This is a genomic window from Salmonella sp. JXY0409-18, from assembly GCF_020268625.1.
Classification (GTDB): domain Bacteria; phylum Pseudomonadota; class Gammaproteobacteria; order Enterobacterales; family Enterobacteriaceae; genus Salmonella; species Salmonella enterica.
Genome location: NZ_CP084216.1, coordinates 2,690,383 through 2,716,826, shown reverse-complemented (window position 1 = coordinate 2,716,826; position 26,444 = coordinate 2,690,383). Strand labels below are relative to the sequence as shown.

Annotated in this window: 27 protein-coding genes, 1 tRNA gene and 1 other RNA gene; 18 read left to right on the top strand and 11 right to left on the bottom strand. The window is 48.7% G+C overall.

Features of this window, described 5'->3' with window-relative positions; all coding sequences use genetic code 11:
* Nucleotides 1-236 precede the first annotated feature (236 nt).
* Nucleotides 237-917 carry an N-acetylmannosamine-6-phosphate 2-epimerase gene (locus LDB27_RS13235; RefSeq protein WP_000054243.1) on the bottom strand — a complete coding sequence of 227 codons (681 nt, stop codon included), beginning with the start codon at nucleotides 915-917 and terminating at the stop codon, nucleotides 237-239.
* 506 nt (nucleotides 918-1,423) lie between these two features.
* Here LDB27_RS13235 and LDB27_RS13230 point away from each other — a divergent pair.
* The 4 genes from LDB27_RS13230 to LDB27_RS13215 all read left to right on the top strand — a co-directional run bounded on the left by LDB27_RS13230 (nucleotide 1,424) and on the right by LDB27_RS13215 (nucleotide 6,001).
* On the top strand, nucleotides 1,424-2,584 hold the full coding sequence (locus LDB27_RS13230) for an N-acetylneuraminate epimerase (RefSeq protein ID WP_000525757.1): 1,161 nt from the start codon (nucleotides 1,424-1,426) through the stop codon (nucleotides 2,582-2,584).
* A 44-nt stretch (nucleotides 2,585-2,628) separates the two neighbouring features.
* Entirely contained in the window at nucleotides 2,629-3,321 is a 693-nt protein-coding gene (locus LDB27_RS13225; RefSeq protein WP_001529182.1) for an oligogalacturonate-specific porin KdgM family protein, read from the top strand.
* Nucleotides 3,322-3,603: 282 nt separating this feature from the next.
* Nucleotides 3,604-4,884, top strand: a complete 1,281-nt coding sequence (locus tag LDB27_RS13220) for an MFS transporter (RefSeq protein ID WP_000560754.1) — start codon at nucleotides 3,604-3,606, stop codon at nucleotides 4,882-4,884.
* A gap of 10 nt (nucleotides 4,885-4,894) precedes the next feature.
* Nucleotides 4,895-6,001, top strand: a complete 1,107-nt coding sequence (locus LDB27_RS13215) for a Gfo/Idh/MocA family protein (RefSeq protein WP_000988594.1) — start codon at nucleotides 4,895-4,897, stop codon at nucleotides 5,999-6,001.
* Between the two features lie 151 nt (nucleotides 6,002-6,152).
* Here the strand turns inward: LDB27_RS13215 and LDB27_RS13210 are convergent.
* Nucleotides 6,153-6,288: non-coding RNA, RtT sRNA (locus LDB27_RS13210), on the bottom strand.
* A gap of 48 nt (nucleotides 6,289-6,336) precedes the next feature.
* Nucleotides 6,337-6,424 (bottom strand) — tRNA-Ser (locus LDB27_RS13205).
* A gap of 235 nt (nucleotides 6,425-6,659) precedes the next feature.
* On the opposite strand from LDB27_RS13205, the gene ghrA reads away from it, so the two are divergent.
* The 4 genes from ghrA to LDB27_RS13185 all read left to right on the top strand — a co-directional run bounded on the left by ghrA (nucleotide 6,660) and on the right by LDB27_RS13185 (nucleotide 9,581).
* Nucleotides 6,660-7,598 carry a glyoxylate/hydroxypyruvate reductase GhrA gene (gene ghrA, locus LDB27_RS13200; RefSeq protein WP_000402552.1) on the top strand — a complete coding sequence of 313 codons (939 nt, stop codon included), beginning with the start codon at nucleotides 6,660-6,662 and terminating at the stop codon, nucleotides 7,596-7,598.
* A gap of 84 nt (nucleotides 7,599-7,682) precedes the next feature.
* Nucleotides 7,683-8,420, top strand: a complete 738-nt coding sequence (locus LDB27_RS13195) for a phosphatase (protein ID WP_000283646.1) — start codon at nucleotides 7,683-7,685, stop codon at nucleotides 8,418-8,420.
* A gap of 23 nt (nucleotides 8,421-8,443) precedes the next feature.
* Entirely contained in the window at nucleotides 8,444-8,998 is a 555-nt protein-coding gene (locus LDB27_RS13190) for a molecular chaperone (protein ID WP_001001890.1), read from the top strand.
* A gap of 100 nt (nucleotides 8,999-9,098) precedes the next feature.
* Nucleotides 9,099-9,581 carry a DUF1097 domain-containing protein gene (locus LDB27_RS13185; protein WP_001546652.1) on the top strand — a complete coding sequence of 161 codons (483 nt, stop codon included), beginning with the start codon at nucleotides 9,099-9,101 and terminating at the stop codon, nucleotides 9,579-9,581.
* 38 nt (nucleotides 9,582-9,619) lie between these two features.
* Here the strand turns inward: LDB27_RS13185 and csgG are convergent, their stop codons facing one another.
* From csgG to csgD, 4 genes are read right to left on the bottom strand one after another with little or no spacing between them, the layout of a single operon-like run.
* Nucleotides 9,620-10,453: a curli production assembly/transport protein CsgG gene (gene csgG / locus LDB27_RS13180; protein WP_001137620.1), complete on the bottom strand. Its 834-nt coding sequence runs from the start codon at nucleotides 10,451-10,453 to the stop codon at nucleotides 9,620-9,622.
* 26 nt (nucleotides 10,454-10,479) lie between these two features.
* Entirely contained in the window at nucleotides 10,480-10,896 is a 417-nt protein-coding gene (csgF, locus tag LDB27_RS13175) for a curli production assembly/transport protein CsgF (protein WP_001264073.1), read from the bottom strand.
* 26 nt (nucleotides 10,897-10,922) lie between these two features.
* On the bottom strand, nucleotides 10,923-11,318 hold the full coding sequence (gene csgE / locus LDB27_RS13170) for a curli production assembly/transport protein CsgE (RefSeq protein WP_000833307.1): 396 nt from the start codon (nucleotides 11,316-11,318) through the stop codon (nucleotides 10,923-10,925).
* Nucleotides 11,319-11,322: 4 nt separating this feature from the next.
* Nucleotides 11,323-11,973: a biofilm master transcriptional regulator CsgD gene (csgD, locus tag LDB27_RS13165; RefSeq protein ID WP_000481517.1), complete on the bottom strand. Its 651-nt coding sequence runs from the start codon at nucleotides 11,971-11,973 to the stop codon at nucleotides 11,323-11,325.
* 755 nt (nucleotides 11,974-12,728) lie between these two features.
* Between csgD and csgB the strand changes: the two genes are divergently transcribed.
* The 6 genes from csgB to LDB27_RS13135 all read left to right on the top strand — a co-directional run bounded on the left by csgB (nucleotide 12,729) and on the right by LDB27_RS13135 (nucleotide 16,569).
* The gene (csgB, locus tag LDB27_RS13160) at nucleotides 12,729-13,184 is read left to right on the top strand and encodes a curli minor subunit CsgB (RefSeq protein ID WP_000791656.1); all 456 of its coding nucleotides are present in this window, start codon (nucleotides 12,729-12,731) and stop codon (nucleotides 13,182-13,184) included.
* A gap of 41 nt (nucleotides 13,185-13,225) precedes the next feature.
* A complete protein-coding gene (gene csgA / locus LDB27_RS13155) occupies nucleotides 13,226-13,681 on the top strand; it encodes a curli major subunit CsgA (RefSeq protein WP_000771416.1) in 456 nt (151 codons plus the stop codon).
* A gap of 61 nt (nucleotides 13,682-13,742) precedes the next feature.
* The gene (gene csgC / locus LDB27_RS13150; RefSeq protein ID WP_000557256.1) at nucleotides 13,743-14,069 is read left to right on the top strand and encodes a curli assembly chaperone CsgC; all 327 of its coding nucleotides are present in this window, start codon (nucleotides 13,743-13,745) and stop codon (nucleotides 14,067-14,069) included.
* A 131-nt stretch (nucleotides 14,070-14,200) separates the two neighbouring features.
* A complete protein-coding gene (locus tag LDB27_RS13145; protein ID WP_000111254.1) occupies nucleotides 14,201-14,521 on the top strand; it encodes a type 1 fimbrial protein in 321 nt (106 codons plus the stop codon).
* Nucleotides 14,522-14,606: 85 nt separating this feature from the next.
* A complete protein-coding gene (gene ymdB, locus LDB27_RS13140; protein ID WP_000203947.1) occupies nucleotides 14,607-15,146 on the top strand; it encodes an O-acetyl-ADP-ribose deacetylase in 540 nt (179 codons plus the stop codon).
* Nucleotides 15,082-16,569: a phospholipase D family protein gene (locus LDB27_RS13135; RefSeq protein ID WP_000976323.1), complete on the top strand. Its 1,488-nt coding sequence runs from the start codon at nucleotides 15,082-15,084 to the stop codon at nucleotides 16,567-16,569. The genes ymdB and LDB27_RS13135 overlap by 65 nt, the downstream gene beginning before the upstream one ends.
* 16 nt (nucleotides 16,570-16,585) lie before the next feature.
* Here LDB27_RS13135 and mdoC read toward each other — a convergent pair whose 3' ends face one another.
* Nucleotides 16,586-17,740, bottom strand: a complete 1,155-nt coding sequence (gene mdoC, locus LDB27_RS13130; protein ID WP_000100058.1) for a glucans biosynthesis protein MdoC — start codon at nucleotides 17,738-17,740, stop codon at nucleotides 16,586-16,588.
* Nucleotides 17,741-18,011: 271 nt separating this feature from the next.
* Between mdoC and mdoG the strand changes: the two genes are divergently transcribed.
* From mdoG to LDB27_RS13115, 3 genes are all read left to right on the top strand, one after another.
* Nucleotides 18,012-19,547 (top strand): glucans biosynthesis protein MdoG, encoded by a 1,536-nt coding sequence (gene mdoG / locus LDB27_RS13125; RefSeq protein WP_001562609.1) that lies wholly within the window; start codon nucleotides 18,012-18,014, stop codon nucleotides 19,545-19,547.
* A complete protein-coding gene (gene mdoH, locus LDB27_RS13120) occupies nucleotides 19,540-22,083 on the top strand; it encodes a glucans biosynthesis glucosyltransferase MdoH (protein WP_001044607.1) in 2,544 nt (847 codons plus the stop codon). The genes mdoG and mdoH overlap by 8 nt, the downstream gene beginning before the upstream one ends.
* Before the next feature lie 73 nt (nucleotides 22,084-22,156).
* Nucleotides 22,157-22,384 (top strand): YceK/YidQ family lipoprotein, encoded by a 228-nt coding sequence (locus LDB27_RS13115; RefSeq protein WP_001217832.1) that lies wholly within the window; start codon nucleotides 22,157-22,159, stop codon nucleotides 22,382-22,384.
* Here the strand turns inward: LDB27_RS13115 and LDB27_RS13110 are convergent, their stop codons facing one another.
* The 3 genes from LDB27_RS13110 to LDB27_RS13100 all read right to left on the bottom strand — a co-directional run bounded on the left by LDB27_RS13110 (nucleotide 22,385) and on the right by LDB27_RS13100 (nucleotide 25,130).
* Nucleotides 22,385-22,759: a MysB family protein gene (locus LDB27_RS13110; RefSeq protein WP_000180050.1), complete on the bottom strand. Its 375-nt coding sequence runs from the start codon at nucleotides 22,757-22,759 to the stop codon at nucleotides 22,385-22,387. It abuts the gene before it with no gap.
* An 81-nt stretch (nucleotides 22,760-22,840) separates the two neighbouring features.
* Complete coding sequence (gene mdtG / locus LDB27_RS13105) at nucleotides 22,841-24,055, bottom strand: multidrug efflux MFS transporter MdtG (RefSeq protein WP_000075050.1); 1,215 nt, start codon at nucleotides 24,053-24,055, stop codon at nucleotides 22,841-22,843.
* 154 nt (nucleotides 24,056-24,209) lie between these two features.
* On the bottom strand, nucleotides 24,210-25,130 hold the full coding sequence (locus tag LDB27_RS13100) for a Kdo(2)-lipid IV(A) acyltransferase (protein WP_000163973.1): 921 nt from the start codon (nucleotides 25,128-25,130) through the stop codon (nucleotides 24,210-24,212).
* Nucleotides 25,131-25,349: 219 nt separating this feature from the next.
* Here LDB27_RS13100 and LDB27_RS13095 point away from each other — a divergent pair, with 219 nt between their 5' ends.
* Entirely contained in the window at nucleotides 25,350-26,402 is a 1,053-nt protein-coding gene (locus tag LDB27_RS13095; protein WP_001144629.1) for a rhodanese-related sulfurtransferase, read from the top strand.
* The last annotated feature ends 42 nt before the right edge of the window (nucleotides 26,403-26,444 follow it).

The following is a 26,444-nucleotide window of genomic DNA, read 5'->3' as shown; positions in this document are numbered from 1 at the left end:
GTTTTTGTTAATCTCAATGACGGTAATCATGAGATGTAAAAGGCAGAACATTTATGCTCCACCAATGGTGATGCCCAGACGTATGTCCTGCCGGATACCTGAAATAGCAGATATCCGATATTGCGTTCAAACAGGCTTCAGGCCTGGGTATCGTATTTGCCGATAGCATTATTAACGTCGGATTATTCTCTGAGACATAAATATCAATAGTAAGCGTGTTCATTTTCTTTTCCTGTTCAGCGTTTTACTGCGTGACTGAACCACTGACAGATATGCTCGATACGGGTGATAGCGGAACCAACGGTAACTGCCCAGGCACCATGCTCAATAGCATTGGCCGCCAGTGCAGGCGTGTTATAGCGCCCCTCGGCAATAACACGACAACCTGCATGGCTCAGTTGCGTCACCATTGCCAAATCTGGCTCAACCGGCGTGATGGGGCCGGTATAGCCAGACAATGTTGTACCAATGAATTCGATTCCTTTCTGATGGCAACTTATGCCTTCATTCACGGTTGAACAGTCTGCCATCGCCAGTAATCCATGCAGGCGAATACGTGTCAGTAAACTATCAATATCAACCGGGCGAGAGCGGAATGAGGCATCAAAAGCGATAATATCGGCACCTGCCTGCGCCAGGGCGTCAACATCCTGTAAATAGGGAGTGATACGGACTGGCGACCCTGTAAGGTCACGTTTAATTATCCCAATAATTGGAACAGAAAGATGGGGACGAACAGTCCGCAGATTCTCAATGCCTTCAATGCGCACAGCGACCGCACCCGCCGAAGCCGCTGCCTGTGCCATTGCAGCCACAATTTCAGGTTTATCCATAGGGCTGCCTGGTACCGGTTGGCATGAGACAATCAGCCCACCGTTTTCGTGTACACTTTGTTCCAGCCTGGCTAATAGTGACATCCAGTTCCGCCTTATATATTTTGAAGTTTTGCTCCGTTTTATATTATGTTGTGGAGTGTTGCTGCATCAAGCAAAAAGATAGAAAAATGTGAACACAGTCATAAGGTATGTTTGTTATTCAATTACTGCGCCAGCGGATTTGAGGCTATAACCTGAAGCTACAAGACAAATACAATTCATTCTGACGGCAGCATGCTGTATTTTATTAACTGCTTCCGGCATAAAGATAAAATGCTCAGAAGGAGCTTATACGCCACGGGATAGCCAGTATGAAATGCATCACATAATTCTTGTTGTATTTATTCAGAATGCTATCACTAATGAGTTTGGCCATAACAGGTCACCCATAATCACTTCTAACATCACCATGGGGTGCTTTTACCTCGCACATGATAACCCCATGTAATTATTTTTAGCGCTTGGTCACATTTTGTCATTATCATTGTTGAAATTATGCGCCATAAGATCACTAATGATGAAGCTTTACTCCAATTGTATTTCTTCGCATGGGGATGCAGATGAAAAACTTTAAGAAAATGATGACGCTAATGGCGCTATGTTTATCAGTCGCTATCACCACATCAGGATATGCAACGACGCTTCCTGATATACCAGAACCACTGAAAAATGGTACTGGCGCTATTGATAATAATGGCGTGATTTATGTCGGCTTAGGTACCGCAGGGACATCCTGGTATAAAATTGATCTTAAAAAGCAACATAAAGACTGGGAGCGTATAAAGTCGTTTCCTGGTGGAGCTCGTGAGCAATCCGTGTCGGTATTTTTAAATGATGAGCTTTATGTTTTTGGTGGCGTAGGGAAAAAAAACAGTGAATCACCGTTGCAGGTTTATAGCGATGTGTACAAATACTCACCGGTGAAAAATACATGGCAAAAAGTTGACACTATATCTCCAGTTGGATTAACAGGGCATACGGGAGTAAAATTAAACGAAACGATGGTACTTATTACCGGAGGGGTTAATGAGCATATCTTTGATAAGTATTTTATTGATATAGCGGCTGCGGCTGCGGATGAAAGTGAAAAAAATAAAGTCATCTATAATTATTTTAATAAACCTGCCAAAGATTATTTTTTTAATAAAATCGTATTTATCTACAATGCTAAAGAGAACACATGGAAGAATGCCGGTGAGCTGCCAGGCGCGGGGACGGCAGGATCGTCATCGGTAATGGAAAATAATTTCCTGATGCTGATTAATGGTGAGCTCAAACCGGGTTTACGTACCGATGTGATTTACCGCGCCATGTGGGATAACGACAAGCTAACATGGTTGAAGAACAGCCAGTTACCGCCATCGCCTGGAGAACAACAGCAAGAAGGGTTGGCCGGAGCATTTTCGGGCTATAGTCACGGTGTCCTGCTTGTCGGTGGTGGCGCGAATTTTCCGGGAGCAAAACAAAATTATACCAATGGAAAGTTTTATTCCCACGAAGGAATAAATAAAAAATGGCGAGATGAAGTCTATGGTTTGGTTAATGGCCATTGGCAATATATGGGTAAAATGAAACAACCTCTCGGCTATGGTGTATCAGTAAGTTATGGTGATGAAGTTTTCCTTATCGGTGGTGAAAATGCTAAAGGGAAACCTGTTTCGTCTGTAACCTCCTTTACCATGCGTGATGGTAATTTATTAATAAAATAATTTTTAAATACAAAAATAAAGTTAATTGATAAGCGGAGTATTTTATGAAAATCAACAGATATCTTCTGGGTATGGTTTCGTTTATAGCATTTTCATCATATCTACAAGCGGCAACCCTTGATTATCGGCATGAATATGCTGATAGAACCAGAATTAATAAAGACCGTATTGCTATAATTGAAAAACTTCCTAACGGCATTGGTTTTTATGTCGATGCCAGCGTTAAATCGGGAGGAGTAGATGGTGAGCAGGATAAGCATTTAAGCGATCTCGTCGCAAACGCTATAGAACTGGGCGTAAGTTATAATTATAAAGTTACGGACCATTTTGTTTTGCAGCCTGGATTTATATTTGAAAGCGGTCCAGATACTTCAATTTATAAGCCTTATTTAAGGGGGCAATATAATTTTGATTCTGGTGTTTATATGGCTGGTCGTTACCGCTATGACTATGCAAGAAAGACAGCTAACTACAATGATGATGAGAAAACGAATAGATTTGATACTTATATAGGTTATGTTTTTGATGAGTTGAAATTAGAATATAACTTTACCTGGATGGATAGCGATCAAATTAAATTTGATAACAAAAAAACAAACTATGAGCATAATGTGGCTTTAGCCTGGAAACTGAATAAGTCATTTACACCATACGTTGAGGTTGGAAATGTAGCGGTGAGAAATAATACCGATGAGAGACAGACCCGTTATCGCGTTGGATTACAATACCACTTTTGAGAAAGGTTAAAGAGTTACTGTACTAATCTTTGCTTAGTATACATATCGATAATCTTATAGCCCGTGGCTACGTTACAGAACGTTAGACTTTGTCTTGAGTATTCACGTCCTTAACGTAGCTACGAACAAGGATGATAAACAATGAATATACGCCTTACATAGCTACGATCTCAGGCGGTTGTCGGAAAGTACCGATTGATAGTGTCTTATTCGGCAATTGATATGACTTAAAAATTAATTCCGTAAGCATTTCAGACGGTAACAGCAAATAAGGGTTTTATTGTGATAGCAAAATTCTTCCCGTGGTATAGCGAGATAACACGTCCACAAAAAAATGCTTTATTTTCAGCATGGCTGGGTTACGTTTTTGATGGCTTCGACTTTATGCTGATTTTCTACATTATGTATCTGATCAAGGCTGACTTAGGATTGACAGATATGGAGGGCGCATTCCTTGCCACAGCGGCCTTTATTGGGCGACCATTTGGCGGGGCGCTATTTGGTCTGCTGGCAGATAAATTTGGCCGTAAGCCGTTAATGATGTGGTCGATAGTTGCCTATTCTGTAGGTACAGGGTTAAGTGGCCTGGCTTCCGGTGTAATTATGCTGACGCTTAGTCGTTTCATTGTCGGTATGGGGATGGCGGGGGAGTATGCTTGCGCTTCTACTTATGCCGTGGAAAGTTGGCCAAAGCATTTAAAATCTAAAGCGAGCGCATTTCTGGTTTCAGGTTTCGGTATTGGTAACATCATAGCAGCCTACTTTATGCCTTCATTTGCCGAAGCGTATGGTTGGCGTGCTGCTTTTTTTGTCGGTTTGCTACCCGTTCTTTTAGTAATCTACATCCGGGCCAGGGCTCCTGAATCTAAAGAGTGGGAAGAAGCCAAACTCAGTGGTCTCGGAAAGCACTCACAAAGTGCCTGGTCAGTTTTCTCTTTGTCAATGAAAGGGCTATTTAATCGAGCTCAATTTCCACTGACATTATGTGTATTTATTGTTCTGTTCTCTATTTTCGGCGCAAACTGGCCGATCTTTGGTCTACTGCCTACATATTTGGCGGGAGAGGGCTTTGATACGGGCGTGGTCTCTAATTTAATGACGGCGGCGGCATTCGGCACTGTATTGGGAAATATCGTTTGGGGTCTGTGCGCAGATAGAATTGGTTTGAAGAAAACGTTCAGCATTGGTCTTCTCATGTCCTTTTTATTCATTTTCCCGTTATTCAGAATTCCGCAAGATAATTATTTAGTGCTGGGCGCATGTTTATTCGGTTTAATGGCGACTAACGTAGGTGTTGGCGGGCTGGTTCCCAAATTCCTCTACGACTACTTTCCTCTTGAGGTTCGTGGTTTGGGTACCGGGCTGATTTATAATCTTGCTGCGACATCAGGCACATTCAATTCAATGGCGGCGACCTGGCTTGGAATAACAATGGGGCTAGGCGCTGCGCTAACGTTCATTGTTGCTTTCTGGACCGCAACAATTCTACTCATTATTGGTTTATCCATTCCGGATAGGCTAAAAGCACGTCGTGAAAGTTTTCAGTCAACAAAAGAATTTTAATAGAGGATAAATGATGACGAAATACGGTGTTGTAGGTACGGGTTATTTTGGCGCTGAACTGGCGCGATTTATGTCTAAGGTTGAAGGAGCGAAAATCACTGCGATTTACGATCCGGTAAATGCGGATCCGATAGCGAAAGAGCTGAACTGTGTCGCCACTGCAACGATGGAGGCGCTTTGTACCCATCCTGATGTGGATTGCGTAATTATTGCTTCACCAAATTACTTACATAAAGCGCCGGTCATTGCGGCGGCTAAAGCGGGTAAACACGTGTTTTGTGAAAAACCTATCGCCTTAAATTACCAGGATTGTAAGGATATGGTTGATGCCTGCAAAGAAGCTGGTGTTACCTTTATGGCGGGTCACGTTATGAACTTTTTTCACGGGGTTCGCCACGCTAAAGCGCTCATCAAAGCCGGTGAAATCGGTGAAGTTACACAAGTTCACACTAAACGTAATGGTTTTGAAGACGTGCAGGATGAGATCTCATGGAAGAAGATTCGCGCAAAGTCAGGCGGGCATCTGTACCATCACATTCACGAGCTAGATTGTACACTGTTCATCATGGATGAAACCCCATCCCTGGTTTCAATGGCGGCGGGGAATGTTGCGCACAAAGGTGAAAAATTTGGTGATGAAGATGATGTTGTCCTAATCACTCTTGAGTTCGAAAGCGGTCGTTTCGCGACACTTCAGTGGGGATCATCGTTCCACTACCCTGAGCACTATGTATTAATTGAGGGCACGACAGGTGCAATTCTCATTGATATGCAAAATACGGCTGGTTATCTAATAAAAGCGGGCAAAAAAACACACTTTCTTGTGCATGAAAGCCAGGCGGAGGATGACGATCGTCGCAACGGTAACATATCCAGCGAGATGGATGGCGCAATCGCTTATGGTAAACCCGGTAAACGTACGCCGATGTGGCTCTCATCAATTATGAAACTGGAGATGCAGTACTTGCATGATGTGATAAACGGTCTGGAGCCAGGCGAGGAGTTTGCTAAATTGCTAACAGGAGAAGCGGCGACAAATGCCATTGCTACCGCTGATGCTGCGACGCTTTCCTCAAACGAGGGGCGCAAAGTAAAACTCACTGAAATTCTTGGCTAAAATTGAAAGCCGGATGGTGGTGTTATTACCCGGTGGCGCTGCGCTTATGTAGACCGGATAAGGCGCCCGTGAACTGTGCCGCCATCCGGCAATGGACGGGTCACATATAAGCAAAAAGCCCGTACTTCTGTACAGGCTCTCAACTTGAATATGGCGGTGAGGGGGGGATTGACTCGCTGCGCTCGCCCTTCGGGCAGTCTCCTCGCAGGCTCGTCGTCTGTCCAACTGGCTGCGCCAGTTGTCGAACCCCGGTCGGTGGTTCTCATCCCCCCTTGGTTTGGGGGATACATATAAGCAAAAAGCCCGTACTTCTGTACAGGCTCTCAACTTGAATATGGCGGTGAGGGGGGGATTCGAACCCCCGATACGTTGCCGTATACACACTTTCCAGGCGTGCTCCTTCAGCCACTCGGACACCTCACCAAATTGTCGCTCCAGCATTACTGGAACGGGCGCTAATGTAGGGAAATATCCTTTCTACGTCAATCAACTTTTTCAAAAAAAAGCGCGTTTATACAAACTTCCACCAATCTGTGGCTTTAATAAGCGAAAACTGCTTTTTTTGCCCGCGCCGGGAAATTTGCTATGCTGCACATCCCGTTGAAAACGCTGATAACAGGCGCAATCACATTCCGCACCATACTGCTCAGGAGATAACATGGAGATAATTTTTTATCACCCGACATTTAACGCCGCCTGGTGGGTAAATGCACTGGAGAAGGCTCTCCCACATGCGCGCGTTCGTGAATGGAAGGTCGGTGATAACAACCCCGCAGACTATGCGCTTGTATGGCAGCCCCCGGTTGAAATGCTGGCCGGAAGACGCTTAAAAGCCGTCTTTGCGCTGGGCGCGGGGGTGGATGCAATTCTGAGTAAATTAAATGCGCATCCGGAAATGCTGGACGCCTCCATTCCTCTATTCCGTCTGGAAGATACCGGAATGGGCCTGCAAATGCAGGAGTATGCCGTCAGCCAGGTATTACACTGGTTCCGTCGTTTCGATGATTATCAGGCGCTGAAGAATCAGGCGCTATGGAAACCGCTGCCGGAATATACCCGCGAAGAATTTAGCGTCGGTATCATGGGCGCAGGGGTGCTGGGCGCAAAAGTGGCAGAAAGTCTACAGGCGTGGGGGTTCCCGTTACGTTGCTGGAGTCGTAGCCGCAAATCCTGGCCTGGCGTGGAAAGTTATGTGGGGCGTGAAGAGCTGCGCGCTTTCCTGAACCAGACGCGGGTGCTGATTAATCTGCTGCCGAATACGGCCCAAACGGTAGGAATTATTAATAGCGAATTGTTGGATCAATTGCCGGATGGCGCCTACGTGCTGAATCTCGCGCGCGGCGTTCATGTTCAGGAGGCTGATCTGCTGGCTGCGCTTGATAGCGGTAAGCTAAAAGGCGCGATGTTGGATGTCTTTAGCCAGGAACCGTTACCGCAGGAAAGCCCATTATGGCGCCATCCGCGAGTCGCCATGACGCCGCACATTGCGGCAGTCACCCGTCCGGCGGAAGCCATCGATTATATTAGCCGCACAATTACCCAGCTGGAGAAGGGAGAGCCGGTGACGGGGCAGGTGGATCGGGCGAGAGGATATTGACATCAACCCGGCGCGGGCCGGGTTTCGCTAAAAAACGCTGGCGATACCTGCTATCCTTGTCGGAAATGACTACAGGAGAGAGCAATGTATCCCGTTGACCTGCATATGCATACCGTCGCCAGCACTCATGCCTACAGTACTCTGAGCGATTATATCGCGGAAGCCAAACGCAAAGGCATTAAACTTTTTGCGATTACCGACCATGGTCCGGACATGGAAGATGCGCCGCATCACTGGCATTTTATTAACATGCGCATCTGGCCGCGTCTGGTTGACGGCGTGGGGATACTGCGTGGCATTGAGGCGAATATCAAGAACATTAACGGTGAAATTGATTGCTCCGGAAAGATGTTCGACTCGCTGGATCTGATTATCGCAGGCTTTCATGAGCCCGTTTTTGCGCCGCATGATAAAGAAACCAATACTCAGGCGATGATCGCGACCATCGCCAGCGGCAAGGTGCATATAATTAGTCACCCCGGAAATCCAAAGTATCCAGTGGAGGTTAACGCCATCGCGCAGGCGGCGGCGAAACACCATGTAGCGCTGGAAATCAACAACTCTTCTTTTCTGCATTCGCGTAAAGGAAGCGAAGATAATTGCCGCGCGGTCGCTGCCGCCGTACGCGATGCGGGAGGCTGGGTAGCGTTAGGCTCTGATTCCCATACGGCCTTTACGCTTGGCGATTTCACCGAATGCCGGAAAATTCTGGATGCGGTGAATTTTCCGGAAGATCGAATCCTGAACGTCTCGCCGCAGCGCTTACTGGCCTTTCTCGAATCACGCGGTATGGCGCCTGTACCGGAATTTGCCGAACTTTAATCGTTATTTACGGGAAGATATCAATGAATGAGTTTTCAATCCTGTGCCGTGTGCTGGGATCGTTGTATTACCGCCAACCGCAAGATCCTTTACTGGTTCCGCTGTTTACGTTAATCCGTGAAGGTAAACTGGCGGCAAACTGGCCGCTGGAGCAGGATGATATGCTGGCGCGTTTACAGAAAAGCTGCGATATCACGCAGATTTCCACTGATTACAATGCGTTATTTGTTGGGGAAGAGTGCGCGGTAGCGCCATACCGCAGTGCGTGGGTCGAAGGCGCGGAAGAGTCTGAGGTGCGCGCTTTTTTAACGTCGCGAGGGATGCCGCTGGCCGATACGCCTGCCGATCACATTGGTACTTTATTGCTCGCGGCCTCCTGGCTGGAAGATCAGTCTGCCGAAGATGAAAGTGAAGCGCTGGAAACCTTATTTGCCGATTATCTGCTTCCCTGGTGCAATACCTTCCTCGGTAAAGTTGAAGCCCATGCCGTTACGCCATTCTGGCGCACTTTGGCGCCGCTAACGCGTGATGCGATAGGGGCCATGTGGGATGAACTTCAGGAAGAAGATGAAGAATAATGTGATGTAAATCACTTTTAACTGCAACTGGTTTTACATCATTGCATAAAATGTGTGCGTGATCTCATTAATGTGCCGCTTTTCTGTTATGATGCGCGCCATGAACATACTTCTTTCTATTGCTATCACGACGGGCATCCTTTCTGGAATATGGGGATGGGTGGCCGTCTCCCTGGGGTTACTAAGCTGGGCCGGTTTTTTAGGCTGTACGGCTTATTTCGCCTGTCCGCAGGGCGGCTTTAAGGGATTGTTGATTTCCGCCTGTACGCTGTTAAGCGGTATGGTGTGGGCGCTGGTCATTATTCACGGTAGCGCGCTGGCGCCGCATCTGGAAATTGTCAGTTACGTGTTGACGGGGATCGTGGCATTCCTGATGTGTATCCAGGCAAAGCAGCTATTGCTTTCTTTTGTTCCGGGAACATTTATCGGCGCCTGCGCGACATTTGCAGGGCAGGGTGACTGGCGGTTGGTATTACCGTCGCTGGCGCTGGGGCTAATCTTTGGCTATGCCATGAAAAATAGTGGGCTATGGCTGGCATCACGCCGCGAGCAACATTCAGCGAATACGGCGGTCACAAAATAAAAAAAGCGTGGGGTCTTCCCCACGCTTTGTCGTATTCATCAGGATTCTGGCGGTACTGACAGCTCACGGTATTTCACCAGAATATCATTTTGCCTGTCCGCTTTATTCTGCAAATCCCACAGGCCGCGATCGATACCATCATTAATGAGGAAGATAACGCCGGTTTCAATGGCTGACATCAGACACAGCATCACCGGTTCGTTCGAGGTATAGCCGATTTCGCCTTCCAGTAAGCGCTGGTAATCAATAAAACGGAACACGCCTGCCTGTACTTCATAGGAAAGGATCGTTTTACTGGTGTTCACCGAAGAAAGGATCTCGCCCGTACTGACGTTAACCACGCGCAGGTTGACAGCAATCTGATCCAGCTGATACTGCGTATCGGCGCCAATACCGAAATATCTTGCGCCGACCCCGCCGGATTTGACATTACTTTCATAACCAATAATAGAACCTTCCACCATAATATTTGCCGCCGTCAGCGACTGAAGCGGGATACGGTTATTCATCGCCACGGTGCCGTTTTCCTGGGCTGCGCGAATAATTTTCCGTTCATTCAAAAGATTCTGTAAGCCTTGTCGTTCCAGTGGGATAAACCAGCGCGAATCTTTCAGCGCGGTGACCAACATAGCGGTGGCGCTCTGCGGCACAGCCGTGGAAAAGTTACTTGCCGGGTAAGGTTTAAATTGGCCCGTTTCATCCTGAATGTTATATACCGAAACAAAGATCTTACCGGTGGGAGCAGGTAAGTGCGTCAAATCTTTGTAACTTTGTGCGCGGGGCATTAATGTCGGTTTCGCCGCTTGTTTCGGCGGGGCAGTTAAGCATCCGCTCAACAATAAAACGGCAACCAAAATAAGTAAGCGCGGCATGATTTATATCCTTTAGTGACTGTAGCTTAAAAATCGGTTGACTGAGTTTGTAAACCTGACACTTCGATGGTCGAGGTTCTTCCCGTTTTTCTGTCCGTAACGTTGAGCTGGAGCTGTCCGTCGCGATTAGCGATATCGATAATAAAATCGTTGGTCACCATACGTCCTGGTTTCCCGGTATTAATATTGGTCAACAAGCCGCCCAGAATTTGCGATTGAATAGCCTGCGTAAAGTTATCCAACGCTGAGGGGGTTTCGATACCAAAATCGTTATCATAAGCGGGGTCTTTATATGAATTTTGCGCCTGGGCGCTATTCAATAAAAAGGAACCGTTATTGGGGTTTCCACCAAAGTTAGGATTACGGAACTGGAACGTCATATTTCCAGCCCAGGTTAATGGCGAAAAAAGCATGAGCAGCACTACTGCATGTTTAACACGCATGACAGCCTCCGGATAAAAATCATGTTTTAGAATTCATCACGCGCTAAATCACTCGTACTTAATAGCGTTTGATCTATTTGTCGGCGATTTAATGCTTCCTCTGTTTGCGCTAATGCGAAGACGACGGTTTTCTCGAAGTCTCTTTTCATTGGAAATAAAAAGGTCTGGAAAATAACGTCCTGATTTACCGTTATGGTTATCCAGCTTCCCCAACGCGCACTGGGTCTTTCATTAATGGTCAGATTGCCGGTGTATTCGCTTTCCCATTTGTCGCTGAATGCACGATAGAATTCATGTCCTATCGAAGAGACGGTATGGTCGGTTAACAATCCGGGAACCTCGACTTCAACTTCATTGGCATGCAGGTTTCCGGTAGCGAACAGTAACTCTGCTGCTACAATCCAGGTCAGATAGCGTTTCATGGCCTTACCGCCTGAGATTATCGTTTGCCCATGAAACTGCCTGGGTACGATTTTTGACAGCTATCTTTTTGAAAAGATTATAAAGATGTGTCTTAACCGTATTCTCGCTGATAAATAGCGACCTGGCGATTTCATTATTAGAGGCACCAATACGTAACTTATTGAGGATCTCTTTTTCGCGATGAGTGAGTAATGCGGACTCGGTGCTGTTGTAGCGGTAATTTCCTGAGTGCGTAATCAGGTAACTGGCTAATTTTTGTGAAAAATAACATTCGCCGCGCAGAATACCCTGTAATCCGCTGACCACGTGTTCCTGGTCTTCAGTGGCGTAAAACACGCCGTTAATATGAGGCCAGTTTTCAATTTCACGGTAGGGATAATCGTCAGGGGTATTTAACAATAATGTTTTTATATTATTGTTTTTGCGGCTTAAATTATCCTGCCAATAGTGGATAAGCTTCTTATCCGCTTCCATCATATCCATTAAAACAATGCAACCGGCTGAGATATCTTCCAGAGAACGTTGAATATTATGCAGTTTTCCGGTTATGGCCAGCGATTGCTTTAAATGTTGCAATAATGCCGTAGCTTGCAGAGATGGCTTTGTGATCAACAATAGTGTGTGACCATGACTACTATGGACTTCATTAAACATGATGAAACTCCACTTTTTTTAATCGCACATCTGACAGCTGCCCCCATAAAATAAAGGCACCAGAAGTACTGACAGATGTTGCACTGCTGTGGGTTGAAATAGCCCATTATCCAGAAAGAGAAAAATATTTACGAAAATACTTTTAACTGTTTTCAATCTAGCCATTACAAATCTTAAAGCAAGTGTTAAACTTGTAACAAGATGTAAAAATATATATTAAAATGTTGTTTTTGGGTTTTTTTGAAGTTTAGATTTGATAGTAAAGTTGTACATTTAGCTGTTATTGCATAGATTTAAAAAATCATACAAATTATAATAATTCATTGATTTTTAATCATTTTAATTATTGTGAGTCATGTTTTGATTTTATTTTTTCTTAAAATTTGAGACGTGGCATTAACCTGGACAGCACAAAGACAAAAAAAACGAAGTGTGTCACGTCTTGTGCGTATTGCCCCCCCATGGGAAGCATAAGAACATCCCCATGGTGGCATAACACACACCAACACTTCATTTTTTGGGTGCGCGATACACTCTCTTCTGTGGCCAAAAATCAATTATAAAAAATCACATGGCTATCGTTTTATTAGCACTTTGGTATGAGCTTAAATAACAAAATACCACGCGTGGGTGAGTTATTAAAAATGTTTCCACGGACATACTCTTCATCGTAACGACGCGTTAACAAAAAACGCATGTCGCTAACAAAGCAATAGATAGTTTTCGCTATGTACGACCAGGTCCAGGGTGACAGCATGAAAAACAAATTGTTATTTATGATGTTGACAATACTGGGTGCGCCTGGGATTGCAACCGCGACAAATTATGATCTGGCTCGTTCAGAATATAATTTTGCGGTAAATGAATTAAGCAAGTCTTCATTTAATCAGGCGGCCATTATTGGTCAAGTCGGCACGGATAATAGTGCCAGAGTACGCCAGGAAGGATCAAAACTATTGTCCGTTATTTCACAAGAAGGAGGAAATAATCGGGCGAAAGTCGACCAGGCAGGGAATTATAACTTTGCGTATATTGAGCAAACGGGCAATGCCAACGATGCCAGTATATCGCAAAGCGCTTACGGTAATAGTGCGGCTATTATCCAGAAAGGTTCTGGAAATAAGGCCAATATTACCCAGTACGGTACGCAGAAAACAGCAGTTGTAGTGCAGAAACAGTCGCAGATGGCTATTCGCGTCACCCAACGCTAATACCGTTACGACTTTTAAATCAATCCGATGGGGGTTTTACCATGAAACTTTTAAAAGTGGCAGCATTCGCAGCAATCGTAGTTTCTGGCAGTGCTCTGGCAGGCGTCGTTCCACAATGGGGCGGCGGTGGCAATCATAACGGCGGCGGCAATAGTTCCGGCCCGGACTCAACGTTGAGCATTTATCAGTACGGTTCCGCTAACGCTGCGCTTGCTCTGCAAAGCGATGCCCGTAAATCTGAAACGACCATTACCCAGAGCGGTTATGGTAACGGCGCCGATGTAGGCCAGGGTGCGGATAATAGTACTATTGAACTGACTCAGAATGGTTTCAGAAACAATGCCACCATCGACCAGTGGAACGCTAAAAACTCCGATATTACTGTCGGCCAATACGGCGGTAATAACGCCGCGCTGGTTAATCAGACCGCATCTGATTCCAGCGTAATGGTGCGTCAGGTTGGTTTTGGCAACAACGCCACGGCTAACCAGTATTAATTTAGCGTCTGCGCTAATAAAAAAACAGGGCTTACGCCCTGTTTTTTTTCGGGAGGAAATTATGCATACTTTATTGCTCCTTGCCGCACTTTCAAATCAGATTACGTTTACCACAACTCAGCAAGGCGATATTTACACGGTGATCCCTCAGGTAACATTAAACGAACCCTGCGTCTGTCAGGTGCAAATTCTCTCTGTGCGCGACGGTGTCGGGGGACAAAGCCATACACAGCAAAAACAAACGCTATCTTTACCTGCTAATCAACCGATTGAGTTGTCTCGTCTTAGTGTAAATATATCTTCAGAGGACTCGGTTAAAATTATTGTTACTGTTTCGGACGGACAATCACTGCATTTATCACAACAATGGCCGCCTTCTGCACAGTAGTTTTTGATGGTGGCGGAAATGGATTGGCTGACCTGGGTATTAAAGAGGCGATAAAAGCGTCTCATCGTCTCGGCATGTCGCTAAAAGGTAACGCCGAACCCTCGAGGATGACTAATCATTGAGGAGTTAACATGTCCGTAATCAAGAAAAATATCCCTGCCATAGGCCTGTGTATCTGCGCTTTTTTTATCCATTCTGCGGTAGGGCAACAAACGGTACAGGGCGGCGTTATCCATTTTCGCGGCGCGATTGTTGAGCCACTGTGCGATATTTCTACTCACGCCGAAAATATTGATTTAACCTGCCTACGCGAAGGTAAAAAGCAAATGCACCGGATTGACCTTCGGCAGGCATCTGGATTACCGCAGGATATTCAGTCCATTGCGACGGTGCGGCTGCATTATCTCGATGCGCAAAAAAGCCTGGCGGTGATGAATATTGAGTACCGTTAACGGCGGTGTCATAGATATAAAAAGAGCGACTCTGTTGAAAGCCCTGCTGTACACTTTGCAGATAAGGTGAGACAAAGGGGGGGTTATGACATCACGTCTTCAGGTCATACAGGGTGATATCACTCAACTTAGCGTCGATGCGATTGTGAATGCCGCTAACGCATCATTAATGGGCGGCGGCGGCGTAGACGGCGCGATTCATCGCGCGGCGGGGCCGGCATTGCTGGACGCCTGTAAACTCATCCGCCAGCAACAGGGCGAATGTCAGACGGGACATGCGGTTATCACGCCTGCTGGCAAGCTTTCGGCAAAGGCGGTTATTCACACAGTGGGGCCCGTCTGGCGAGGCGGCGAATACCAGGAAGCTGAGCTACTCGAAGAGGCATACCGGAATTGTTTGCTGCTTGCCGAGGCGAATCACTTTCGTTCCATCGCTTTTCCGGCAATCAGTACCGGCGTTTATGGCTATCCACGCGCCCAGGCCGCTGAAGTCGCCGTCAGGACGGTTTCAGATTTTATTACCCGTTACGCTCTGCCTGAACAGGTATACTTTGTCTGTTATGATGAAGAAACTGCCCGGCTTTACGCAAGATTACTTACTCAGCAAGGCGACGACCCTGCCTGATAAAACACGCCTGGAGCGTGCCGTTGAACCGCTATGCGCGCGCCATCCCGGAGAGTGCGGCATTCTGGCGCTGGATAACAGTCTGGACGCTTTTGCCGCCCGCTACCGCCTGACCGAAATGGCGGCGCGGACGCTGGATGTGCAGTATTATATTTGGGAAGACGATATGTCCGGGCGGCTGCTCTTTTCGGTACTGCTGTCGGCGGCGAAGCGCGGCGTTCATGTTCGTCTGCTGCTGGATGATAACAATACGCCTGGTCTGGATGATACGTTGCGCTTGCTGGATAGCCATCCTAATATCGAAGTTCGTCTGTTTAATCCTTTCTCTTTTCGTACGCTACGCGCGCTGGGATATTTGACGGATTTTGCGCGGCTGAATCGGCGGATGCACAATAAAAGTTACACTGCCGACGGCGTAGTGACGCTGGTCGGTGGGCGCAACATCGGCGATGCCTATTTCGGCGCTGGCGAGGAGCCGTTATTTTCCGATCTGGACGTGATGGCCATTGGCCCGGTGGTCAATGATGTCGCCAATGATTTTGAACGTTACTGGCGCTGTAGTTCAGTGTCGACATTGCAGCAAGTATTATCCCTTTCTGAGCAGGAACTGACGCAGCGTATCGAACTTCCCGAATCCTGGTATAACGATGAGATCACCCGCCGCTATCTGCATAAGCTGGAAACCAGTCAGTTTATGGCGGATCTCGATCGCGGAACGTTGCCGCTGATTTGGGCAAAAACACGCTTGCTTAGCGATGACCCTTCTAAAGGCGAGGGGAAGGCGCAGCGCCATTCGCTTCTTCCGCAGCGATTATTTGACGTGATGGGCTCGCCGACGGAGCGTATCGACATTATTTCCGCTTACTTTGTCCCTACGCGCGCAGGCGTGGCGCAGTTGCTTAATCTGGTCAGGAAGGGCGTGAAGATCGCCATCTTAACTAACTCTCTGGCGGCCAACGATGTGGCGGTCGTTCACGCAGGGTACGCGCGCTGGCGAAAGAAATTACTGCGCTATGGCGTGGAGCTCTACGAACTGAAACCGACCCGCGAACATGAAACCGCCGTACATGATCGCGGACTCACCGGGAACTCAGGTTCCAGCTTACATGCTAAAACGTTCAGTATTGATGGTAGTAAGGTGTTTATCGGATCGCTTAATTTTGATCCCCGTTCAACGCTTTTAAATACCGAAATGGGCTTTGTCATTGAAAGTGAGACGCTGGCGACGCTTATTCATAAGCGTTTTACGCAGAGCCAACGCGATGCGGCCTGGCAGCTGCGGCTGGATCGCTGGGGACGAATTAACTGGATCGATCGTCAGCAAGAAGAGGAAAAGGTGTTAAAGAAAGAACCCGCTACGCGTTTCTGGCAGCGAGTTCTGGTACGGTTGGCGGCAATTTTACCTGTGGAATGGTTGCTGTGAACCCGCGCGCGGAAAACTACCCGATCGCGGCGCGGCTTTCTTGTTTTACCGGCGGTTTACCTGAAAAGAGAAATTTCAGGAGCGGGATGCGTAAATGAATTTCATACAGAATTAACGCAATACCCATAACAAATATCAGCCCGCACAAGAACCCGATCAGGTTGGAGGTGATATGCGGTGTAATATACGCGCCAAAGAAAAGCGTTAAGGGATGATGCACCAGATAGATAAACAGCGAAGCATTCACGAAATAGGTGACACGCGCGGACTGGAAGTTTAACAAGCGATGCCCCAGTGAGAATACCACGTTCACCATCCACAGCCCCATGACCATCGTAATCACGGATTCGGTTTCGTACATCCAGGCGTCGCCGCTCCCATAACGTTGATTCAGCAGATACGCGATAAAAGCAACGGCAGCGCCTAAAGTGCATCCGCGTGAGGGCGTGGTGAAGCGCGCTTTCAGATCGGGGTGAATGAAGGCCAACGCGCCGAGAATAAAAAATGGCACATAAAATAGCGTTTGCATCACAATAAAATTGAACATGCCGTCACTGAGGATTGCTGGATATACGATGAAAATAATGCGCCTGATAGCGGCGTAAGCGATCCCCAGCAGGAAAAAAATAAGCGAAAGTTTGGCCAGTGAAATAGCGGCGGGACGAGGCTTGCTTGTTTCCTGCCTTTTTTGGAACCAGGTAAAAATCCCGATGCTGACTGTGGTTAATATCACCAGCACCAGTAAAAACCACAGATGTGAAATGAGTTCCCACGCTAACGTATTATATTTTTCATAGGCAGAGAGTGTAGGCCAGTTCTCTGTTTTCTCTTTGACATATTGCAACAGGATAAATTGCGGCAAGGTAAGCAAAGGGATTGCGGTAAGCATGGGAATACCCACACGTTCTACCCGTACTTTCCACCAGCGTTTTAACGGATAACGTAAAAACAACATGTACGAAAAATAACCAGAAATAACAAAAAACACCTGCATACGAAAAGCGTGGATAAAATCGTTAAACAGGGTTAGCCACCACGATGGCGCGGCGCTATTGACATGCCAACTGTGAGTGGAATAGATCAACGAGATATGAAAGGGAATCCCTAACAACATCAGCCATGCGCGGATAGAGTCAAGAAAATATTCGCGCGGCGCGGGTACAGAGCTCATATAAGGTCACGTATTCTCAGATTTTTCACCTTATCCATAAGGCGAATTATAGTTACATTCGGTAGCAACCCTACACCAACTCCGACAACCTGTCTCCAGGATAAGCACGCAAAGTGAAAACAGGCGCGGGAGGTGCTTAATCCATGAGCCAGCGCGCTGAACAAAGCCTGGATTCAGTTGTCGTAATGCCTGATTATCCATTAAAATGGATCGGATCGATATAAGCACACAAAGGGGGAAGTGCTTACTTATTATGAAACATAAACGACAAATGATGAAAATGCGTTGGTTGGGCGCAGCTATTATGTTAACGCTCTACGCATCATCGAGCTGGGCGTTCAGTATTGATGACGTGGCAAAACAAGCTCAATCTTTAGCCGGGAAAGGCTATGAGGCGCCTAAAAGCAACTTGCCCTCCGTTTTCCGCGACATGAAATATGCGGATTATCAGCAGATCCAGTTTAACAGCGATAAAGCCTACTGGAACAACTTAAAGACCCCTTTTAAGCTCGAATTTTACCATCAGGGGATGTACTTCGATACGCCGGTCAAGATTAACGAAGTGACGGCGACGACGGTCAAAAGAATCAAATACAGCCCGGATTACTTCAATTTTGGCAATGTTCAGCATGATAAAGACACGGTAAAAGATTTAGGCTTCGCCGGGTTCAAAGTCCTGTACCCCATCAACAGTAAAGATAAGAACGACGAAATCGTCAGTATGCTTGGCGCCAGCTATTTCCGCGTGATCGGCGCAGGCCAGGTATATGGCTTATCTGCGCGCGGCCTGGCGATTGATACCGCCTTACCATCTGGTGAAGAGTTTCCCCGCTTTCGCGAGTTCTGGATTGAGCGTCCAAAACCCACCGATAAGCGTTTGACCGTCTATGCATTACTCGATTCTCCGCGCGCGACCGGCGCTTACCGTTTTGTGATCATTCCTGGCCGCGATACCGTGGTGGACGTGCAGTCAAAAGTCTATCTGCGCGATAAAGTAGGCAAGCTGGGCGTTGCGCCATTAACCAGTATGTTCCTGTTTGGGCCAAACCAGCCGTCGCCGACGACCAACTATCGTCCGGAACTGCATGACTCGAACGGCTTATCCATTCATGCGGGTAATGGCGAGTGGATTTGGCGTCCGCTGAACAATCCAAAACACCTCGCGGTGAGCAGCTATGCGATGGAAAACCCTCAGGGATTCGGCCTGTTGCAGCGCGGCCGCGAGTTCTCGCGCTTTGAAGATTTAGACGATCGCTACGACCTGCGTCCAAGCGCCTGGATTACCCCGAAAGGCGACTGGGGCAAAGGTAAGGTTGAACTGGTTGAAATTCCGACCAATGATGAAACCAACGATAACATCGTCGCTTACTGGACTCCGGATCAATTGCCGGAACCGGGTAAAGAGATGAACTTCAAGTACACTCTGACCTTCAGCCGCGATGAAGATAAACTTCATGCGCCGGATAATGCCTGGGTGCTGCAAACACGCCGCTCAACGGGCGACGTTAAACAGTCAAATCTGATTCGCCAGCCCGACGGCACTATTGCCTTTGTGGTGGATTTCGTTGGTGCCGACATGAAAAAACTGCCGCCGGATACGCCTGTCGCTGCGCAAACCAGCATTGGCGATAACGGTGAAATCGTTGACAGTAATGTACGCTATAACCCAGTCACTAAAGGCTGGCGTTTAATGCTGCGCGTGAAAGTCAAAGACGCGAAGAAAACCACGGAAATGCGTGCCGCATTGGTGAATGCCGATCAGACGCTAAGTGAAACCTGGAGCTACCAGTTACCTGCCAATGAATAAAACAACTGAGTATATTGACGCACTGCTGCTTTCTGAACGTGAGAAAGCGGCATTGCCGAAAACTGACATCCGCGCCGTACATCAGGCGCTGGATGCCGAGCATCGGACTTACTCGCGAGAAGACGATTCACCGCAGGGTTCCGTAAAAGCCCGCCTTGAACACGCCTGGCCGGATTCATTGGCGAAGGGGCAGTTAATTAAAGATGATGAAGGGCGCGATCAGTTGCAGGCTATGCCAAAAGCGACGCGCTCTTCGATGTTTCCCGATCCCTGGCGAACCAACCCGGTTGGCCGTTTCTGGGATCGCCTGCGTGGGCGGGATGTAACGCCGCGCTATGTTTCTCGTCTGACAAAAGAAGAGCAGGCGAGCGAGCAAAAATGGCGTACCGTCGGCACTATACGCCGCTATATTTTGTTAATTTTGACTCTGGCGCAAACCGTTGTCGCGACCTGGTATATGAAGACCATTCTGCCTTATCAGGGATGGGCGCTCATCAATCCTATGGATATGGTGGGGCAGGATATTTGGGTCTCCTTTATGCAGCTCCTGCCCTACATGCTGCAAACCGGTATCCTGATTTTGTTTGCCGTGCTGTTCTGCTGGGTGTCAGCCGGATTCTGGACGGCGCTGATGGGCTTCCTGCAACTGCTTATCGGGCGCGATAAGTACAGCATCTCCGCGTCTACGGTTGGCGATGAGCCCCTCAATCCGGAACACCGGACGGCGCTGATCATGCCTATCTGTAATGAAGACGTTAGCCGCGTTTTCGCCGGTCTGCGCGCGACCTGGGAGTCCGTTAAAGCCACAGGCAACGCCGCGCATTTCGACGTCTATATCCTTAGCGACAGTTATAACCCGGATATCTGCGTGGCGGAGCAAAAGGCGTGGATGGAGCTTATTGCGGAAGTGCAGGGCGAAGGCCAAATTTTTTACCGTCGCCGCCGCCGCCGTATGAAACGCAAAAGCGGCAATATTGACGATTTTTGCCGCCGCTGGGGCAATCAGTACAGCTATATGGTGGTGCTGGACGCGGACTCAGTGATGAGTGGCGAGTGTCTGAGCGGGCTGGTGCGCCTGATGGAAGCGAATCCAAACGCCGGGATTATCCAGTCTTCGCCGAAAGCGTCGGGGATGGATACTCTGTATGCCCGCTGCCAACAGTTCGCGACCCGTGTTTATGGGCCGCTGTTTACCGCCGGGCTGCACTTCTGGCAGTTGGGAGAGTCGCACTACTGGGGGCACAATGCCATTATCCGCGTGAAACCGTTTATCGAGCACTGCGCTCTGGCGCCGCTGCCGGGAGAAGGTTCGTTCGCCGGATCGATTCTTTCTCACGACTTTGTGGAGGCGGCGCTAATGCGTCGGGCAGGGTGGGGCGTCTGGATTGCCTACGATCTCCCCGGCTCCTATGAAGAGCTGCCGCCAAACCTGCTGGATGAGCTTAAACGCGACCGCCGCTGGTGTCACGGCAACCTAATGAACTTTCGTCTGTTCCTGGTGAAAGGAATGCACCCGGTGCATCGCGCCGTGTTCCTGACGGGGGTAATGTCATATCTGTCCGCGCCGTTATGGTTTATGTTCCTCGCGCTTTCTACCGCGCTGCAGGTCGTTCATGCGTTAACAGAGCCGCAATATTTCCTTCAGCCGCGCCAGCTTTTTCCAGTCTGGCCGCAGTGGCGTCCGGAACTGGCAATCGCGCTGTTTGCGTCAACGATGGTGCTGCTGTTCCTGCCGAAGCTGCTCAGTATTATGCTGATCTGGTGTAAAGGCACCAAAGAGTATGGCGGTTTCTGGCGCGTTACGCTGTCGCTGTTGCTGGAAGTGCTGTTCTCCGTGTTGCTGGCGCCGGTGCGTATGCTGTTTCATACCGTGTTTGTGGTCAGCGCGTTTCTCGGCTGGGAAGTGGTCTGGAACTCACCGCAACGCGACGATGATTCTACGCCGTGGGGAGAAGCCTTTATGCGTCACGGCTCTCAACTGCTGCTGGGGCTGGTCTGGGCGGTGGGTATGGCGTGGCTGGATTTACGCTTTCTGTTCTGGCTGGCGCCGATTGTCTTTTCGCTGATTCTGTCGCCATTTGTTTCGGTGATCTCCAGTCGTTCAACGGTAGGATTACGCACCAAACGCTGGAAGCTGTTCCTGATCCCGGAAGAGTATTCGCCGCCTCAGGTGTTGGTCGATACCGATAAATATCTGGAGATGAATCGCCGCCGTATTCTGGACGATGGTTTTATGCATGCGGTATTTAACCCGTCGCTTAATGCGCTGGCGACCGCGATGGCCACCGCGCGTCACCGTGCCAGTAAGGTGCTGGAAATAGCCCGCGATCGTCATGTGGAGCAGGCGCTAAACGAAACGCCGGAGAAACTGAACCGCGATCGGCGTCTGGTTTTGCTCAGCGATCCGGTGACGATGGCGCGTTTACACTATCGGGTCTGGAATGCGCCAGAGAGATACTCTTCCTGGGTAAACCATTATCAGTCTCTCGTCCTGAATCCGCAGGCGTTGCAGGGACGAGCATCGTCAGCGGGATAAGGTCTTCAGGTCTGGAGTGAGGTGAAAAATACCGGCGTGATGCCGGTATTTTTATAGTGAAATGAGGTATCAGGTGCGTATATTCGCGGTGAGCATAATGGTGATTACCCTGAGCGGCTGCGGCAGTATTATCAGCAGAACGATCCCCGGACAAGGACACGGCAACCAGTATTACCCTGGCGTGCAGTGGGATATGCGTGATTCCGCATGGCGCTATATCACTATCCTCGATCTGCCCTTCTCACTGATCTTCGATACACTGCTACTGCCGCTCGATATTCACCACGGGCCTTATGAGTAATTAACGCTCATCCCATTCGTCTGCCGCAGTACGGCCTTCCTCGGTATCAAGCGGGGGTTCAAGCTGGAATTCCCCTTCATCCCATTCATGCAAGGTATTCTCTTCCTGCCATTCCTGGCGGATCTCTATCTCATCATAATCGCCGTCAAACACGCTCTGCGCGGCTTCACCACTCAGCATCGGCAGACATTCGCCATCTTCACCTTCATCGGCGAAAAATTCGACCTGCCACATGATGTCCCCATCCTGCAGTACATATTTCTGAACGTTGAACTGCTGCACATTCGCTTCATCTTGTTCGAGGCCTGGATGGTCAGCCAGAAATTCTTCCCGGGCTGCATCGATAGCTTCTTCCAGCGTGGCATACATGGTCATCAGTGTCTCCCTTTGATTTGACGAGGTATTTAGGGAAAGAATAGCTGATTCTGTGATATTGCAAGTATGAAAGCGCAAAAATCATTCTATTGCCAGTCTGCGCCGTCGTAAGCTGTTCCATGAATAGATAGCATTGAACAACACCACGCCTGCCGTGACGCAGAATACGGCGCGGAAGCCATAGCTCGCGGAAATTGCGGCGCCCATGAGAGGGCCGGTGACGTTGCCGATATCGCGGAAAGATTGGTTGTAACTGAATATGCGCCCGGCTATCTGGTTGGTAGAGTTGTAAACCAGCAGAGTTTGAACGGCTGGCAGCAGCGCGCCATCCGCCGCGCCAAGCAGAAACCGCAATAGCGCGAGCTGCCACGGCGTTTGCACAAAAGACATTGGAATCAGCAGCAGTACGGAAATAATCAGCGCGACGATAAGGATCTTTTCCGGGCCAATTTTGTCGCCGAGCTTGCCGAGTCGGGGGGCGCTAAGTAATGCCGCCACGCCGGGAACGGACGCTATCATCCCGCTAATGAACGCAATATTACTGACATTTCCCGCGAGTTCGCGCACATAGAGCGTCAGGATGGGCGCAATAGACCCCGTCGCCACCTGAATAATCAGCGTGGTGACAAACAGGCTTAACACCAGGCGGGGATTTTTTAACGAGGCGACCACTTCCCGAACGTGAAGCATCTCTTTTTTGCTCACCGGCAGGAAATTCTCGCGAATAAAAAAGAAGGTGAGCAGAAAACAGATAAACAACACGCTGGCGGTAATAAAAAAGACCGGGCGAAGGCCGTAATGGTCGGCGAGCAGACCGCCCGCAAGTGGGCCAAGCAGAGCGCCGCTGACGCCGCCAGTAGAGAGCGTCCCTAACGCCCAGCCGCTTTTATGGCGCGGCACCTGAGTGGCGATGAGCGCATTGGCGTTGGGAATAAATCCGCCCAGCAGGCCTAATAACGCGCGGAGGATCAGAAATTGCCAGATATTTTGCGCCATGCCCATTAACAGCATCACAATGGCCATGCCGAGAGCGGAACGCAACAGCATAATCTTACGCCCTTTACGATCCGCCAGACCGCCCCAAAAAGGGGAAGCGATAGCTGAAAAGAGGAACGTAATACTAAAGACCAGCCCGGACCACATGTTGAGCGCGCTATGGCCTGTTACGCCGAGTTGCTCAACGTAGAGAGGGAGAAAAGGCATGACCAGACTGAATGCCGCGCCGGTTAAAAAACAGCCCAACCAGGTAACGGTTAGATTGCGTTTCCAGTTTATGGGGACATCAGAGGGTGACATAGCGTTCCACAGTATGATGCGCGGTTTGCGCTATCATCAATTTAATTATGAGCGTACTAATTATAATTATGCGCCGACCTTACCAGCCTCGCAATGTGGGGAGCTTTTAAAGCTAAAAGAGGGGAAAAATTGCAGCCTGACGGCTGCAATCCTGTCAATAGCGCGATGGTACGCCTTCAGGGCGAGTTTTAAAGCGGCGATGCAGCCACATATACTGCTCTGGTGCCATCATAATGCACTGCTCGACAATTTTATTCATCCATGCGGCAGTCGCTTCTGCGCTCTCCAGCGGAGGCGAATATTCCGCAGGAAGAATGATCAGTTCGTAGCCTTTCCCATCGGGTTTACGGCGAGGCACGAAGGGGATAATACAGGCTTTAGACATGCGCGCGAGCATCCAGGTACCGGAGGTCGTGGCAGCCTGGTCGACAGCGAATAATGGTACAAAAACGCTGGCGCGCGGGCCATAATCGTGATCCGGCGCATACCAGATCAATTCGCCGCTTTTCAATGCCTTAACCATGCCTTTCAGATCTTTGCGATCCAACATCGATTTATTGGAGCGTAAGCGTCCCCAGGTCTGTAACCAGTCGAGCAACGGATTATCATTCGGGCGATAAACTCCAATACCCGGGTTATGCATACCAAACATGCGGGCGCCAAACTCAAGGGTAAGGAAATGTATTCCTACCAGAATGAACCCCAGTCCCTGCGCCTTAACTTCACGGATATGCTCCAGACCGCTCGCTTCCATCCAGCGGTTCACTCGCCGATCGGGCCAGAACCAGGCCATGCCGGTTTCCATCACGCCCATACCGACGGATTCAAAGTTTTTGACCACCATGGTGTGGCGTTCCTGCGCGCTCATTTCCGGAAAGCATAATTCAAGGTTGCGATAGGCGATTTTCGCGCGGCGTTTCATTACGCGTCGCGCCAGGTGGCCCAATGCGCAACCCAATTTATAGATGACCGGGTAGGGGAGTTGCACGACCAACCAAAGCGCGCCTATACCCAACCAGGTTAACCAATAGCGCGGGTGCAGTAAGGCCACGGAGAACTTAGGCAACTTCGTCATTTCTATCCTGTCTTTCAACGAACAATTCCTCGTATTCTCGCATCTTTTTGCGTTGAGCAAAAATATGTAGCAGGAGAGTGGCGATTAAATCGACAATTGTTGTTAATTATTTAGTGTAAAGCAGGAAATGTAGCGCAAAATGTGTGGATGTAAATTGGCGAGACTTGCCTTATCATGCCTGCCCACTTTATTTTTTGCTGATTGCAGGATACGTACACCATGCCAGTGTTACACAACCGCATCTCTAATGACGAGCTGAAAGCCAAAATGCTGGCGGAAAGCGAGCCGCGTACGACAATTTCTTTTTATAAATATTTCACAATCGCCTCGCCGCAACAGACGCGGGACGCGTTGTATCAGGTGTTTACGGCGTTGGACGTTTTTGGTCGCGTTTACCTGGCGCATGAAGGCATCAATGCGCAAATCAGCGTGCCGCAAAGCAAGCTCGAGACGTTTCGTCAACAGCTTTATACGTTCGACCCCGCGCTGGACGGGCTGCGTTTAAATATCGCTCTGGAGGATGACGGAAAGTCATTTTGGGTGCTGCGTATGAAAGTTCGCGACCGTATCGTTGCTGACGGTATTGATGATCCGACTTTTGACGCCAGTAATGTCGGCGATTATCTGAAGGCGGCAGATGTGAATGCGATGCTGGACGATCCTGACGCGGTCTTTATTGATATGCGCAACCATTATGAGTATGAAGTCGGCCATTTCGAAAATGCTCTGGAAATCCCGGCGGATACGTTTCGTGAACAGTTGCCAAAAGCGGTTGAAATGCTGCGGGAACATGCAGATAAAAAGATAGTGATGTACTGTACCGGCGGTATTCGTTGTGAGAAAGCCAGCGCCTGGATGAAACACAACGGTTTCAATAAAGTCTGGCATATTGAGGGTGGCATCATTGAGTACGCCCGTCGCGCGCGCGAGCAGGGGCTTCCCGTTCGCTTTATCGGCAAAAACTTTGTATTTGATGAACGAATGGGCGAACGAATCTCGGATGAGGTTATCGCGCATTGCCATCAGTGCGGCGCGCCCTGCGATAGCCATACCAACTGCAAAAATGACGGTTGCCATCTGCTGTTTATCCAGTGTCCGCAGTGCGCCAGTAAATTTAACGGCTGCTGTAGTGAACAATGCTGTGAAGAGTTGGCCTTGCCGGAGGAAGAACAGCGCCGACGTCGCGCGGGTCGCGAGAACGGCAACAAAATTTTTAATAAATCGCGTGGTCGGCTTAATAGCAAATTGAGCATTCCCGATCCGGCTGAGTAATATTTTGCCGGATAGCCGCGTAAAGGCCGCTATCCGGCATTT